This is a genomic window from Pseudonocardia adelaidensis (assembly GCF_039543345.1).
GTDB lineage: Bacteria > Actinomycetota > Actinomycetes > Mycobacteriales > Pseudonocardiaceae > Pseudonocardia > Pseudonocardia adelaidensis.
In genome coordinates this window covers 175,837-192,397 of sequence record NZ_BAABJO010000011.1, presented here as the reverse complement: position 1 = coordinate 192,397, position 16,561 = coordinate 175,837, and the positions used below count along the sequence as shown (strand labels likewise).

1 protein-coding gene (cut by both window edges) is annotated in these 16,561 nt (G+C 74.3%); it reads left to right on the top strand.

All 16,561 nt of this window come from inside a single coding sequence — locus ABEA81_RS17095, preprotein translocase subunit SecA, on the top strand. Of the gene's 52,956 coding nucleotides, 10,805 precede the window and 25,590 follow it; the stretch shown corresponds to coding positions 10,806–27,366 (codon 3,602, partial, through codon 9,122, complete); the first complete codon in view begins at position 2. Both the start codon and the stop codon lie outside the window.

Here is a 16,561-nt window from a genome sequence, read left to right as displayed (position 1 = left end):
GCACGTCAAGCACAAGTGGTCCGACCGGATCATGGGTGTGGTCTCGCTCGCGGGCGCGGCGTTGATGTTCATCGGCGGCACCGCCGTCGGGGTCGCGACCTTCGGTCTGGGGGCCCCGGCGGCCGCGGCCATGTACGCGGGCGGCGTCGCCCTGACCCTCGCCGGGGTCGGCTACTTCAGCGTCCGCGCCGTGCAGAACATGAACACCCGCTCGGCGCACGGGCAGTCGAACAACGTCTTCACCAACCCGGCCGCCCGCGCCGACGCGCTCATGGTCGTCGGCAGTGCCGCGCTCGGAGTGGGCACCGTGGCGAAGCTGGGGGCGGGCGCGGCGGCCGTGGCGGGCATGGGCAGAACAGCCACGGCGGTGGGTGTCGGGGCGAAGGTGGCCAACGGCACGGCGTTCACCGCCTTCACCGGGCAGTTCGGCGAGGCCGGCTACCACTACGTCGCGAACTTCGGCCAGATGAGCAACGAGAACCGGCTGTGGGACGGCACCAACCTGTTGCTGAACGGCGTCCTGATGGGGCTCAGCGGGGCCCAGATGGTGGGGAAGATCGGGCCGGCCCCGTGGATGAGGACGGGCACGGGCACGTGGGGCACCATGCGCAACCGGGCGCCCGGGCTCGCCGGCGCCCGGCCGGCCGCTGCGAACCCCGCCAAGCCTCCGACGGGCCCCGAAGGCCAGACCCCGGCCGTTCCCCCGGTCACGCTCCCGTCGGGGGGCAAGGGCGGCGGCAGCGCCGGCGGGAAGGTCACCGGTGGCGACGGTGCGCCACCACCCGGTGGCCCCGGCGCCGGCGACGCGGCCGCGCCACCCCCCGGGGGCAAGGGCGGCGCCGGTGGTGACGGAGCTCCGCCGGCGGGTGGCGAGGTCACGGGCGGCGGGCCGGCAGGCGGCAAGGGTGCCACCGGCGACGTCGTGGCCCGGCCGAGCGGCGGCAAGGGAGCCGACGAGCCGGCCCGGTCCGGCACGCCGAGCGAGGACGCCGGAGCCACGACCGGCGGCCGGGCGCACGCCGACGAGGAGTCCGCGGCTCCTCGGCAGCAGGCCGACGACGACGCGTCGGCCACCCGGCAGCAGGCCGACGACTCCGACGACACGTCGGCGCCGCGGCAGCAGCAGGCCGACGACGACGCCTCGGCGGTTCGCCGGCAGGCCGACGACGACGCCTCGGCGATCCGCCAGCAGGCCGACGACGAGGTCTCGGCGCTCCGGCAGCAGGCGGACCAGGATGCTGCCGCGATCCGCCGGCAGGCCGACGTGGACGCCCAGGCGGTTCGGGAGCAGGCGGAGCGGGAGCAGACCCCTGACGCCCGGGCTCGTGCGGAGCGGGCGGAATCCGAGATCCGGGTTCGCGCTGCGCAGGACGAGGCCGCCGTCCGGGCCCGGGCCGAGCAGGAGGCGGCCGCCATCCGGGCTCGTGCCGAGCAGGACGAAGCCGGTATCCGCGCTCAGGTCGAGGAGGACGCCCGTGCGGCGCAGGCCCGCGCCGAGCGGGAGCCCGGAGCGCAGGTTCCGGCCGAGCAGGAGCCCGGGCTGCGGGTTCCGGCCGAGCGGGAGGCGGGCCCGCCGGGACCGGCGCCGCGTCCGATCGTGCCGGGTGGGGCTGAGGCGGAGTCGCCGTCTCCGGCGACCGGTGGGGCCCCCGGCGCCCTGGGCGCGGCCGGTGATCCGGCACCGGCTCCCGGTGCAGATACGGCCGATCCCGCGCCCGGTGCGGCCGGCGCCCCGACCAGCCCCGAGCAGCCGGTCGGCGCAGCGCACGGCGGGCCGCCCGAGGCCGCGCCGCCGGGCGCACAGCCGCCGGCGCAGAACACCGGCGTCGGTGTGCCGGGGCTCGAGAACCCCTCCGGCACCCGGTCCGGTCAGGTGGAGCTCCCACCGGTCCGCGGCTCGCCGGACGGCGTCGGTGTGGTGCCGGTTCCCGGCCGCGCCACCGAGACCCACGGTGCGCAGCCGCAGCAGGGCGACCCGCAGGGTGCTCCCTCCGGAGCAGCCGACGGTGCCGGCTCCGAGCTGCCCTCGGGTGGCGGGTCCGAGCCGGGCTCGGGCAACGGTGCCGGGAAGCGGCCGGTGGTCGTCGTGGACGGCGACGGCACGGGCCGTGGCACGGCATCCGATCCGGCCGAGCCGCCGCAGCCGCAGCGCCCGCAGGACCCCGGGGAGCAGAAGCTCCCTGCCCTGCCCGCGCGGGAGAGCACCGGCGGTCGCGGCGAGCAGAGCGGTGGGTCCAAGGCCAACGGCGACGATGCGGTCGCCGGGGACGGGCCGCCGACCACGGGTACGGCCGCCGGCGAGCTCGGTTCCGTCGACCCCGTCGGCAACCCGCGTGCGATCGACCCCCTCAAGACGGGCATCCCGCCCCCTGGGCAGGACTCCGCGACCACCGGTAAGGCCGGCGACGCCGGCCGCGTGGAAGCCGCCCCCGCCGAGCCCGAGGGCATCGGGAGGGGCACTGGAGGCAGCGAGCAGTCGCAGGCGGGCAAGGCCGCCACGACGGGCGCTGCCGGTCGGAACGACGTCAGCGTGGGAGAGGGCGCTCGGAGCAACGAGGCGCCGATCGAGGGAACGGAGGCCGGACGGGCACAGGCGGCAGGTCAGAAGCGCAACTCGAGCGAGGAGATCCAGGACCAGGACGGCAACACCGAGAACACCCTCGACCGCACCTCCACCGCGGCGGAGCAGAACGCCGACGCCGAGCGGGGAGCGGCAGAACCAGCGGGTGAGCCCGCTGGCACCGAAGTAGCGAAGACCGGTTCCGGTCGCGAGGGCTCGTCGGTCGCTCCGGCGTCCGAGCGGCCCGGCGGCACGGCTTCGCGGCCTGCGGGCAAGGCGCCCACGGCCAAGAAGCTGACGCGAGCCATGCGCGGCATGCCCGTCCGCAAGGCGAGTGATGTCGCCGGTGAGATCCGCACGGGTCTGACGCGCAAGCCGATGACCGAGCGGGAGCTCGCCGATCGGATCGGTCAGGATGACCTGGGCGACTTCGAGTACTTCGTCGAGGCCGACCCGGCCACCGGCGAGCAGGTCGGGTTCGTCCGGCACTATCCGCACGGCCGGGCGGGCGAGAACGGCCTCCGGATGTCCTACGACGCCTCCAGTGAGTCGTCGACGGGCAAGAACGAGCACGGTGACGCCTTCGAGGCGGGCAACCGTGCGATGCAGGAGCTCGTCGACGGGCTGCCCCGGCCGGGGCGCGGTGCCGACACCGACGGTGGGCCACGCATCACCGAAGAGCCCGGTGGCGGCGCCTACGGTCCGGACCCGGCCCTGGTCGACCAGGTCCGCGAGGCGATGCAGGCCCGGATCGAGGCCGAGAAGGGCTACACGGCGCCCGCCGACGAGCTGGCCCGGGAACTGGGCGTCTCCGAGGCGCAGCTCCAGGCCGCACTGAAGGGTGCGGACACCGACTTCTACTACAAGCCGGCCGGCGAGGACTCCGGACAGGTCGCCACGGTGGGGATGCGTGGCGCCCAGGCCCTGACGCCGGCCGAACTGGCCGAGGTGCACCGGCTCGTATGGAAGTTCGGCTGGCGCAGCACCAAGTGGCTGCGGACCCGGTACCAGGAGCTCAAGCAGCAGGTCTCCAGCGGCGAGCGCACCCTGAAGGACGTCGAGCTGGAGTGCCTGGCCCTGGTGTGCGAGGCCTCCGCCCGCCCGAGCAAGCGCGGCCTGGACGACGGCAAGGTCGTACGCCCGGACCAGGTGGCCGGCGCGCTCGCGATGGTGCGCGGCTACGTCGTGGAGATGCGCACCGGCGAAGGCAAGACGCTCACCGGTGCGGTCGCTGCCCTGGTGCGGGCGGTGGACGGCCGTGGCGTGCACTGGCTGACCACCGACAACACGTCTGCGGGCAAGGCCGTCACCGAGGTCAAGCGGATCGGTGGGAACCTCGGCGCGTCCGCTGACCTGGTGATCGACACGCAGTCGCCGTCCGCGAAGCGGCGCGCCAACCAGGCGGACGTCACGGTCGGCACCGCCGAGATCGTCTTCGATCTGCTGCGCGACCGGTCGGGCATCCCGCAGCTGGACAAGACCGTGCTGAACCCCGTGCTCGAGAAGGCGCTGGCCGGTGACCGCAAGTCGATGGCGGAGCTGCGCGCCCTGGTCCGCGAGGCGAAGAAGCCGGTGCAGGACGGCCGCGGCGGGTTCCTGATCTTCGACGAGGTCGACACCTTCCTCATCGACGACGCGAACATGCGGTACCGGCTCGCCGACGAGATCCCGGGCGTCGAGGTGCCGCTCGCGGACCTGGAGTACGGGTACAACGTCGCCGCGCGGCTGGATCCGGAGAGCGGCCACTTCAGGATCGAGTGGGACGCGCACGGTGGCACCGCGAAGGTGACCTCCGAGGGGCTCGGATTCATCGAGCGCCTGCCGGCCGAGCGGGGCGGCCGGAAGCTGGCGGCGGACGACCCGCTGGTGAACCGGATCAACCAGGCGTTGACGCAACGCCACGTGCTCAACGAGGGCGGCCGTTCCCCCGGGCTGGACTACTTCGTCGAGCACAACCCGGCCACGGGCGAGAGCCGGGTCGTGCTGGTCGGCAAGTACCGGCGTCCGCTGGCGGGGCGTCGTTTCAACAACGGGCTGCAGGAGGCGATCGAGTACGCCGAGTCCCTGAACCACGCCGGGCTCAAGATCGGCAAGCCGTCCCGGACGGCCGCCTCGATGGACATCGGCGAGTTCATCGGCGACCGGGACTTCACGGGGATGACCGGTGTCATCGGCGAGACCGAGGCGGCGTTCCGGCAGCAGTACGGCAAGGAGGTGATCTACCTCGAGCCGCACGACGGGGTCCACCGGGTCGAGCACAAGCCCGTCGACCACGCGAACCGGCAGGAGGCCCGGGAAGCCGTGGTGGCCGACGCGCTCGCCGCGCACGAGGACGGGCGCCCCGTGCTGATCGACGTCCCCGACGTCACGGAGGCGACGATCATCTCCGAGATGCTGTGGGCGGCGGGCGTCAAGCACCGCACCCTCACCGCGATGAACCTCACCAGCGAGGGCGCCATCACCGCCAAGGCCGGCCGCAAGGGTGCGGTGACGGTGAGCACCGTGACCAACCGCGCCGCCGACATCCAGCTCGGTGGCGACGTGACGTGGATGACCGCCCGCGAGATGAGCCGGCGCTACCCCGGCTGGGGCGGGGACAAGACGCGCTACGAGGCCGAGTACGCGGCGGTCCACGCGGAGGTGACCGCCCGCCAGAAGGCCGAGGGGGCGGAGGTCAACGACCGCGGCGGGCTGGCCGTCGTCGGCCTCGGCGAGCAGGCGTCGGCGCGGGCCGAGGGCCAGCTGCGCGGTCGCGCCGCCCGCAACGGCCAGAACGGCAGCGCGGTGATCCACCGGTCGCCCGAGGACCGGGTCTACCAGCGCCGGACGACCCCGAGCTACGAAGCGGTGCGGGACGTCACCGGCGAGGTGGCCCAGGCCGCCGAGCTCGAGGGCCTCGACGCACTGTCCCGGGTCATCCGCTACGAGAACGAGCTCAAGACGCTCTTCGAGCTCGAGTTCGGCTCGGCCACGGTGGGCAAGGCCGGCAAGCAGGAGGCCAGGACCGAGGCCGAGGCCGCCAAGCAGTTGCTGACCGCGGACGAGGTCGAGGCACTCCCGGCCCTTCCCGGCGACGTCGGATTCGACCTCGCGCAGCTGGAGACGGCCCTGCTCGGGGAGCCCGTCGCGGGGCTCTCCCCCGAGCGGAACACCCAGGTCCAGGAGCTGGCGAAGGAGTACCAGGCCGACGCGGATCCGGCGACCGCCCAGCAGCTGGCGCAGCTGATCCCGCAGCGGACCTGGGTGATGCACCGGCTCACCCAGGACGACGTGGCGAACGCGGTCGAGCGGCAGGAGACGATCGCCGACGAGCTGCGCGCGTTCGAGCGGAACACCGAACTGCGCGGGAAGCTGACGCTGGACCGCCCGACGTTCGTCGCGACACTGGTCGTGGCCGCGCAGGTCCTGGCCCAGCGGGAGGAGGAGCGGAAGGCCGGCCCCGAGTTCGGGGGACCGGCGCCCCGGGTCGACGCGGCGGACCGGCTGCGGCTGACCGCGCTGAGCGACCGCGAGCTGCAGGCGCTCCTGGACTACGCCGCGGGTCTCCCGGAAGCGGAGATCGCGCAGCGGCTCAACGAGCGCAGCGGCGTGCCGGCCGACCACGCCACGGCCGTCCGCCCGCACGAGGTCGCCCGGTACGTCGAGCGGATCGGCGAGAAGCTGACCCGCGAGCTCCGCAACAACACGCTCCTCGGTGGCCGGGAGGCCGCCGGGCGGGGCGTGCGCACCGAGGCGGCGGAGCGCACCGCGATCCTCACCGAGCGGGTCGCGCTGCCGCTGCTCGCCGGGGCGCTGGGGCTGGACGTCGAGGACGTGCGGGACCTGGTCCGCAACGAGGTACTGGCCGCCGCTGCCGGGATGGGCGTCCAGGAGCTGCTGCAGCGGGTCCGCAACCAGGTGGTCGTGTTCGGGCAGGACCGCGCGGACCTGGTGGAGCTCTGGGAGTCCGTGCCGGACGAGTTCCTCGCCCGGTTCGTGGGGCTGACGGTCGAGCAGCTGTGGGAGGAGGTCCACGACCGGCTGGCGGCCAGGGGGTTGGACCCGGCGGACGCCCGCGAGGAGGTGCGGGACGAGGTCCTCGCCGAGACGGCCGGGATGAGCGTCGACGCGCTGCGGCGGGCGGTCCGAGACGAGCTCGTGGACGACGCCGACTGGCTGAGCCCCGAGGATGTCGTGGAGGCGCTGTCCGAGCGGGACCTGGCCCAGATGGTCGGGCTGGACCTGCACCAGCTGCACCGCCGCATGCGGGACGCCACGATCGCGCTGGCCGAGGCCGAACTGGGTGCCGGGACGCTGCGCCGGGCGGTCGACGAGATGCTGCGCGACAAGGCGAAGGACGGCTTGTGGCGGCAGGTGCGCGACGCGCTGCGCGCTGTGCAGGACTTCGACCTGCATCCGGCCGAGCGGGCCGCGCTGTGGCAGCGCGCCGACCGGATCGAGGAGCTCATCGCCCACCTGCGTGCGCACCAGGACCGGGTCTACCGGGTGCTGGTCCGGGCCGGGATCACCTCGCTGGCACAGGTGGCCGCGCTGTCCCGCGACCAGCTCGCCGACCTCGACCTCCCGGGCTCCGCGCTGCGGGAGCTGCGCCGGGCCGTGGCCCAGGTCGGTGCCCGCGGAGCGGTGCCGGGACGGCGTGCGGACAACCAGGACCGGCACGTCGCCGACGAGCTGGCCGCCAACCTGGACTGGGGCCACGAGGAGCTGCTCACCGCGCTGCACATCGCGGCCGGGATGGCGCGTGACCCGAACCGGGCTGCGACATCCCGCTGGCTGGACATCATGCGGCACCGGACCGGGATCGCGGAGCTCGCGGCCCTCGCCGACGGGCTGCCGGAGCCGGCCAGGGGACTTCTCATCCGGGCCCGTCAGGGCACGCTCACCGAGCCCGAGCTGGCCACCCTGGTCGCCTACGGCTCCGGTTCGCTGCGGCTGGCGCAGCCGGCCGAGCCGCGCCAGGTGGGCGGGATGAGCCAGCACGTGGCGCTGCTGGTGCTCGACGCGCACGTCCGCGCCCAGCACGGGCAGCCGAGGCACGGACCGGCACCGCAGGCACCGCGCCGCTTCCCGGCCCGCCTCGCTGCCGGCACCGGAGCCCTGGCCGGTGCCGCGGGTGCCGGGCTGGCGGTGCTGGCCGGCATGGGCGCAGTGGGCATGGCCGCTTTCGGCGTGGCCGGCATGGCGCTGGCGGGCGCGGTGGTCGCGACCATCCACCTGGTCCGCAACCGCGGCCCGCCGGCCGACGCGGATCTCCCGACACCCACCGTCAGCGGCCTGGCCGCGCGCCGGTGGACGGACCGGATCCTGATCGGCACTCCGCTGCTGGTCGTCCCGGTCGTACAGCGCCCGGCACTGATCACGCTGGTCGGCGTGGGTCTGGTCGGGGTGCCGCTGGTCCTCGCCGGCGTGCCCGGAGCGGGCCTGCTCACCCTCGGCGCGGCGATCGCCGCCGGCATGCGGCTGCTGAACGGCATGCTGCAGGGGCTGAAGGCGCGGCTGCCCATGCCGGCGGGCAAGGGAGCCGGCAGGTTCGGCCGTACCGGTCTGCAACCGGGTGTTCCGCGCGGGATCGCCGGTGTGGCATCGACGGCCAGCCCCGTGCTGGGCACGGCCGGATGGCTCGCGCTGACCGGGCACGGGCTCGTCGCACCGGTGCTGGTGCTCGCGGGTGGGGTGCTGGCCGCGATGGCGATCGTGGCGCTCCACCGCGCCGCCGCTCCGCAGTCGCGTGGTTCACCGGCGCTCATGCAACGGATCGGCAAGCCCGCCCTCGTCACGGCGGTGTCCCTCGGCGCGGTCGCGGCCGGTCTGTGGTGGGTGCTCGAGCACGGCCTCCTGCACCCGGTGACGCTCGTCGGCGGCGGGGTGCTCGCCGTGGCCGCCCTCGTCGTGACCTACCGGTGGATGCACCCGACACCGCGCGGGTCGCCGACCCCGGCGCGGCGGGCCGCCACCGCCGCAGCGATGACCGCGGTGCTCGGCGTGCTCGGCCTGTCGTTGGCGGGGGGCCTCGCGCACCAGTCGGAGGCCCCGGTGCGCGACCAGCACCAGGTCGTGCGCATCGACGTCACCTACGTCAGCGCGGGCACCGTGCTGAACCTGCCCGCGGGCGCGGGCCGGACCGTCGTGTCGCAGCCGCGCGACTCGATCCGGGGGCTCGCGGACGGCCTGGGCACCACTCCGAAGGCGGTGCGGGACGCCATCCTGGCGGCGCACCCGGGGATGGTCCTGCCGCCGAGCGACCACACCCCGCTGCCGCTGGCGACGACGTTCGAGGCTCCGGACGGGACCGGGAAGACCTACACGACCCAGGACAACGGCGACAACCTGACCTGGATCGCCCACCGGTTCGGGCTGCACGACTGGACGGACATCGCCGACGCGAACCGCGGCCGGCTCGCCGGGCGCGACGAGAACGTGATCTACCCGGGCGAGACCTGGAACGTGCCGGCCGCGACGCCGCCGACCGGGAAGCCGACCGAGAATCCGACCGAGAAGCCGACGACGCCGCCCACCACGACGCCGCCGACGACCGGGCCGACCACCGCGCCGACGACGGGGCCGACGCAGACACAAGCGACGGCGGGCCCGACGACCGGCACCCCGAGCGCGACGCAGTCGGCCGGCCCGACGGCGACGCCGACGGCGGGTACGACGACGAATCCGGTCGGGCGGCACGGCGACCGGGATCTGCCGTCCGGCCTCGGCCGGATCGTGCTGCTCGGCGCCGGCGCGCTCGTCGCTGTGGTGGCGGCCTGGTTCGGGCGGCGCGCGTTGCGCCGTGCGGCCGGGGGGTTCTGGAGCACCCCGATGGGCCCGGGACGGGCTCGGGCCGGGCTGCGGGCCGGCGCCGGGGTGGGGATCGCCGCCGGCGTGGCGATCGCCGGGTTCGGCGCGGGCACGGCGGCGACCATCACCGGGGCGGTCGTCGCCGGTGTGGCGGTGCTGGCCATGGTGCGGTCGAAGTGGACGCCCGCGCAGATCCGCGCACCGACCCGCGCCGACCTGGCCGCCGCGGTCCAGGAGGTGCGCACGCCGGTCTCCGGGTGGGGCACGGCGCTGGCCGATCGTGGCCGCGCGATCCGCGACGCCTGGCCGGTCGAGTGGACCGCGTCGTACTGGGCGGCCGCCGTCCGGGCCGGGGCGGATCAGCTGTGGCGCAACACGAAGCTGGTCGCCACGGTGGTTGTCAGCCCCGCCGGGTTGGTGCACATCGCGGTGGCTGCGGTGTTCGTCGCCGCCACCGGGGCCCAGATGATGTGGGCGCTGCCGACGATCAGCGCGATGGTGGCGTTCCAGGTGCGGGGCAGCCTCAACACGTTCAAGCAGCTGCTGTCGCAGAACGTCTGGGTGCAGCGCGGCCTGCTGGCGGCGATCGTGGCCACGCTGTCGGTGAACATCCCGCTGCACCTCCAGGGGATGCTGAACGCTGCGGCGCCGGTGGCGAACCGGTGGGTGTCCGGGTTGTTCGGCCTGACCGCGACGACCACGGTGATCGGCGCAGTGGCGATGCTGGCGGCGCTGTTCACCACGTCGACGCCGGCGACGGGCAGGCTCGCCGCCTGGTGGGACCGGTTCACCGACCGCCTCGCCACGCTCGGGGCCGCGGCCACCCTGACGTCGATCCCGTTCATGACCTACGCCGTGCTCGTCCACCCCGAGTACGACGGGATCGTCAACCTCCACCCCGTCGTGTTCGGGCTGGTGGTGGCCACGTTCACCGGGTTCGGCGGGGAGGCGCTGCTGCACCTGGTCGGCAAACTGTTCCGCCGGGCGCTGCCGGCGAAGCTGGTCACGTTCTCCACGGTGTACTCGGCGGCGACGATCGCCGCGTACGGGTTGATCTACCAGCTGCACCACCTGCCGTTGGTGATCTCGGTGACCGGGGCACTGACGCTGGCCGGGTTGCTGCACTGGGTGCTGACCCGGCCTCACCTGACGGCTCGGGGCAAGGTTCGGCACGCGCTGGTGGCGGCGGCGTCCACGGTGGTGAACGCGCTGGCCGCGACCGGCCTGTTCCTGGGTTGGCCCGCACTGCCCACCGCGGCCGCGATCACCCTCGGCGCGGTCGGTGTGGTCGCCACGGTGATCTGGGCCTGGGCCATCCGCGGCCCGCCGGGCGGCCCGACCGGTCCCCGCGCACCCGGACCGGCAGGCCCGACGCCCGGTTCCCCGGTGACGGGCGCCGCTCCCGACGCCGGTGGCCCGGCCGTGATCGCGCCCGGCGAGAAGCGGAACGTGCCCGGCGCTGCGCCGCCGTCCGAGAAGCCGACCGAGAAGGGCTTCCTGGGCAAGGCGTGGGGCTGGGTCACGGGCCGTGGAACCGCGCCGGAGCCCACCGATGCCGAGAAGGCCTACCTGGGGGCCGTCAAGGCCAGCGAGGCGGCGCAGGCGGAGCTGGCGAAGGTGGCCGACTGGGTGCCGTGGCTGGTGATGTGGCTCCGCAAGGACGGCAACCGCAGCGAGCTGGTGATCTACAAGCAGGTCGCCGCTGCCGTCGGCCTGGACTGGCGGGAGGTCCAGGCCATCGACCGGCTGCGGAAGGAGCTGCACGCTCCGCGGCAGCTGGCCCCGGACATCCTGGAGATGGGCCCGACCGAGGCGCTCGCGGCGGTGCGCGGCGAGGTCGCGCGGCTGGCCGGGAACGCGAAGGACGCAGCCGGGGCGCTGCGCGCGGCGAAGGCGGACCTGGACGTCGAGCGGTCCGCAGGCGGCACCCCGGGCACCGGGGGCGGCAGGCCGACGAGCGGCCTGCGCAAGCCGCACGGCTCCGGGCTCGACGAGAGCTCGTTCGGTCGCCGGCTGTACGGCGTGCGCATGTCGAGCGACGAGCGAGCCCGGCTGGCCGACCAGCTCCGCTCGGGCGGGCTACCCACCCTGGCAGGCCTGCCGGCCGAGCTGATGCCGCTGTGGCAGCAGGCCGCCGCGGAGCTGCTGGACGGCGTGCTGGACGGGCCTGCGCTGTCCACGCTGCTGGCCAAGTACCCGCGCGGACCGCCCGCGGTGGAGTTCCACTGGCTGTTCGCGCCGATCGTCGACCGCGCCACCGGGCTGGTCGCCGACGCGGCGCACAAGCGGACCGGCGACGGCACGCTGCACGTCTACGCCAGCGACACCGGGACGGCCGCCGGCGTCGTGCACGAGCTGGTGGAGGCGCTCTTCGCGCCGTGGGCGGGCTTCACGCCCACGCAGGCGCACGCGATCGCGGTGCTGGCCGAGCGCGGGGTGGCCGACCCCGCGCACCGGACCGGCTCGTGGTTGACCGCCCGCGCCCGTCGCGAGATCGAGCAGCTCGCCGCCGAGCGCCGGGTCGACGCGCTCACCGTGCTCGTGCGCGGGTACGACGACGCCCGCAGGCGGATCCTCGACGAGTTCGAGGGCCAGCCGGCCTGGCGCAACCTGCTCTTGGGCTACGCGGAGGAGTTCCACTCCGTCGCCGAGGCGGCCCTGCGCCCGCTGGTGGACTCCTACGCCGGCCAGCGACGCCGCGCCCGGAGCCTGGCCTTCCTCCCCGGCATCAAGCGCGCACTGGTGGCGGCGGTGAACGGCGCGGCCGCGAACACCGGCCTCGACGCGGCGGCGGACGACTTCAACGGCGCGGCAAGCCGGCTCGACAGCGCCGTCCAGGCGTGGACGGGCCGGGCCGGCCTGGCCGCCTTCGCGGTGGCGGCGCTGCGCGAGGCGGACGCCGCGCTCTCCGAGGACGCGGCGATCGAGCGGGTCCGCACGCTGCTGGACCTGCCCGCGTCCGCGGTGGCCCACGCCGTCCACTCCGGCCTGCCGGCCGCGCCGCCCGCGCACTGGAACCCGGAGGTCCCGGCCGCCGGCCAGCTCGAGGCGATGATGAACACGCGCCGCGGCGCGCTGGAGGACGCGAGCCTGCGGGTGGACCGGACGCTACGGGCGTTCGGGGACACCCTCACCCGCGAGGACCCGGCGAACCCCGGCTTCTACCAGGCCGTGGCGGGCGCCGTCGCCGCGGCGTCGCGGCGGGGCATGTCGAACTTCCGCATCCACAAGTCGACCGGCATCGACTTCGAGACGGTCTCCGCGATGACCGGCCGGATGGAGCCGAACCCGCGCGAGCGGATGCCCATCGTGGACAAGTTCATCCAGACCTACGCCGCGATCTGGGCTTGGGCGCACGCGGAGTCCGCGCCGCCACGGGAGTACCGGGCCGCCGCGAACTCCATCGACACGCGGGATCTCGGGGAGCTGAAGGCGCGGCTGGTCGCGCTGGGTGTCGAGGAGCGGGCCGCGGAACTGGTCGGCAAGGAGCGGCGCGCGCTGGAGCTGCTGTGGGACACCCACCTGCACCACAACGACTACTCCGACCCGCGCTACACCCGCATCGCCAACCAGCTGAAGTACATGCGGGCCGGCGGCATGCAGGGCGTGGTGATCCTCTCGCCGATCCCGCAGCGCGGCCGCGGGGTCTTCACGGCGGGCTCGGGCACCTTCTACTACGCCCAGATCGGCGTGGTCCGCCTCGGCGTGACCTTCGGGGTGCCGATGCTGACGATGCACGGCAAGTTCCCGGACGTCCGGTTGTTCGACGGCGTGCGCGACCTGCGGAGGGAGGAGCCGGACCTGGGATGGCGGGCCATCCCGGGCATCTCCGGTGCGCGGGTCGACATCGCCGGCGCTCGCGGCTACCTGCACGCGATGCTGATCACGCACCCGGACCTGGCGTACGCGGTGGCCGAGACCACCTTCGCCAAGGAGGGCGTGACCCGGCTGCTCGGCAGGCAGGCCGCGCACGTGCTCAACCCGGACTACCTGGCGTACGCGGGCAAGCTGATCGACGCCGCCCGGTACGTCAAGCGGTCGCTGGGCGAGCACCACATCAGCCACCGGTACCTGGCCGACGTGGCGCCGGGTCTGGTCGACGTGTTCCCGGTCGGCGGTGGCGGCACGGGCCTCGACCCGGTCGCGCTGCTCGAGCGGCTGAACGACAACCGTCACCAGCTGGAGGGGCTGCTCGACGAGCTGAAGCTGCACAAGAAGGCGGCGAGCCTGGCCCGCGCCGCGGCGAAGGCATACCGGTCGAGCACCGGCGAGCTGCAGATGTACAGCCCGCACACCGAGGAGCTCCTGCGGGCGTCCCAGGAGACCGGTCAGATGGTGATCATCCACAACGACGCCGGCCTCGCCCGCCTGGGCATCGACGGCCTCTACAAGGCCGGGGAGACCGACGAGCGCTACCTGATGCCGCTCATCGGGCTGCTGCGCAAGTACTCGGGTTCCAACGTCGTGATGGCGCACCTCGGGCTCGGCAAGTGGACCTCGTTCTCCGACACGCACTTCGACGTCATCGACTGGGTCCTGCGGCAGTTCCCCGAGGAGGACGTCAACTTCGACGTCTCGTGGAACGACCTGGCCCAGCACATCAAGGCCAGTGCCGCGACGCGCAAGCGGTTCGTCCAGCTGGTGCTGGACCACCCGACCCGGTTCCTGTGGGGCTCGGACTCCGTCAAGGCGCCGACGCTCGACAACTACGAGCGCCACTACCACGACATGGCGCCGCTGTTCGAGGAGATCGAGTCCAAGCCGGGAGGGAAGCGGGCCGTCCAGCTCGTGCTGCACGGCAACGCCGCCCGCGTGCTCGGCAACGCCCGCCGCCGGGGCCAGCAGTGGGCGTTCGACGAGATCACCTCGGGCAAGTGGGACGAGTTCCTCGCCGAGCTCCCGGACTACCGCAGGCAGTTCGTCCTCGGCTGGGCCCACGAGCAGGGTGCGGCCGGCCGCGTCCCGACGCGCGACGCGGACGGGAACGTCGTCGCGAACGGGCCGGGCAACTGGCACGAGCACGAGCAGATGCAGTCGTTCGTCCGCTGGCACCGGGCGGTCACCGAGAAGGTCGTCAAGGGCCGGAACACCATCCCGCTCTGGTGGCGGGCGGCGCGGCTGCGGGCACTCGACGCCAAGATCGTCTACGGCGAGAACCGCACCCAGCTGGCGCTGTGGTGGAAGGAGCGCGGCGGGCTGCGTCCGGCGGACGACGCGGCCGTGCTCGGCGTGGACTTCACCCCCGAGGCGATCGTCACCGCCCAGCAGGTCGACCTGATCACCGGGACCACGACCGGCGGCCCGGACCGCCGCGAGTGGATGGACAAGGTGCTGACCGACGTGGACGGCACCCAGCGCGACGCCAACGCCACCGAGCGCAAGATCGGTGAGCTGCGCAAGGAGCTGCGCAAGCGGTTCCGCGCGAACCTCGCGGTCGGGGTCGGGCTGTTGGCCACCGGCGCGTGGCTGGCCTGGTTCGGGCCGATCCCGCAGCTGGTCCCGGCCGGCGTGTTCGCGATCTCCAACAGCCTCGCGTTCATCGCCCGCGGCCTGATCACCGTGACGCGCACCGGCCACGGTCAGCAGGCCCGCGTGTTCGGTGAGTCGATCATCGAGCGGGGCCGGATCGACCTGAACGTGGTCGCGTGGCAGGCCCACCTGATCCGCAAGTACCTCCCCGACGAGCTCACCCGCGTGGTGGGCAAGTGGGACCCGAAGCTGGTGGAGGCCAAGCTCGCCGAGTTCGACCGGCTCACCGACGAGTTCCTCAAGCTGGCCGCGGCGATCCGCTACACCCCGCTGAACGGGGTGTCGGTCGCGGCCCGCCAGAAGCTCGCGGTGGCCGAGTACTCCACCTACCAGGACCGGATCAGCCGGTTGATCGGCGCGACCGCCAACTCGATCGTCGGGCTGAACCCGCACTCCGGGCTCACCGGGCGGCTGGTGCACACGACGCTCGCGACCACGTTCATGTTCAACCTGATGGGGCACATCGCGCTCGCGGTGACCGCGGGCGACCCGATGACGTTCGCGGTCAACGCCGCCTACGCGATCTCGGATGCCATCTTCGGGCTGCACGCGGTGGCGGGTGCCGCGAGCGGCTGGGCGGGTTACGACATCAGCGCCCACCCGTGGTTCCGGTTCCTGGTGCAGGTCCCCGGGTTCCTCGTGCTGACGACGGCCAACGTCCTCCTCTTCGGCCAGTTCATGCTCGCCCACGACTTCATCCCGGCGGCGTCGGCGCTCGTGCTCACCGTTACGACGGCGTACGTGCTGAACCAGGGCGTCGCGCTGGAGCTGAACCTGGGCCGCAGGGCGCCCAAGCGCGGCGCAGCCGCGAACTTCATGATCGGCTCGTCCCTGATCGCGCTGGGTCTGATGAACCTCAACCCGGGCAACACGTGGGTGCAGCTGGTCGCCCTCGGGATCGGCGCCTCCGTGCCGATCATCATCGGGGTGCGTCGCCTGGTCGAGCGGCTCGCCGGCCTGATCCCGCGCCGCGAGGTGCCGAACCGGGCGCTGCCGTCGCGGGGCGGCGGGCCGCCGTCGTCCGGGCCGCGCGGACCCGCCGGCCCGACCGGTGGCCCGACCGGACCGGCAGCCGGGCCAGCCGGGCCGACGGCTGGGCCGACCGGCCGACGTCGCCCCGGCCGGGTCGCACGCGTCGCGGCGGCCGCCGGCGTCCTCGGGGTGCTGCTGTTCGGCGGCTCGCTCGGCAGCGGTCAGGCGATGAGCCCGTCACCCGCGGCGCCTTCCACGAGCGCGTCGGCCCACCCGGGTTCCGGCCAGCCCTCGGCGGCGCTGCCGAGCCCGTCGGCGCCGGCCTCGGCGAGCGGGTCGGTGCAGCCGCGTGCGTCGCAGACGACGACGAACCAGCGGTCCGGTCAGCCGGCGATCCGCGCCCCGCCGCAGGAGCGGGGGACCTCTCCGTTCACCCGGGCGCTGCTCGCCGTGGGCGGCGCGATCGGTGCGCTGGCCGCCGCCGTGGCGGCCTGGCTCGGGCTGCGGGCATGGTGGCGCCACCGCGCTGCGCTGGTCGGTCCGGGCGGCGCGTCGAACCCCGACCTGGTCATCCGCCGGGCCACCGAGGCCGACGTCGACGCGATCGTGCAGCTGCGCACGGAGCGTGCGGCCTGGCTGGCGGCCCGCGGCTCCGACCAGTGGACGGGCGGCATCACCCTGGCCACCTGGCGCGAGCGCGTCGTGGAGTCG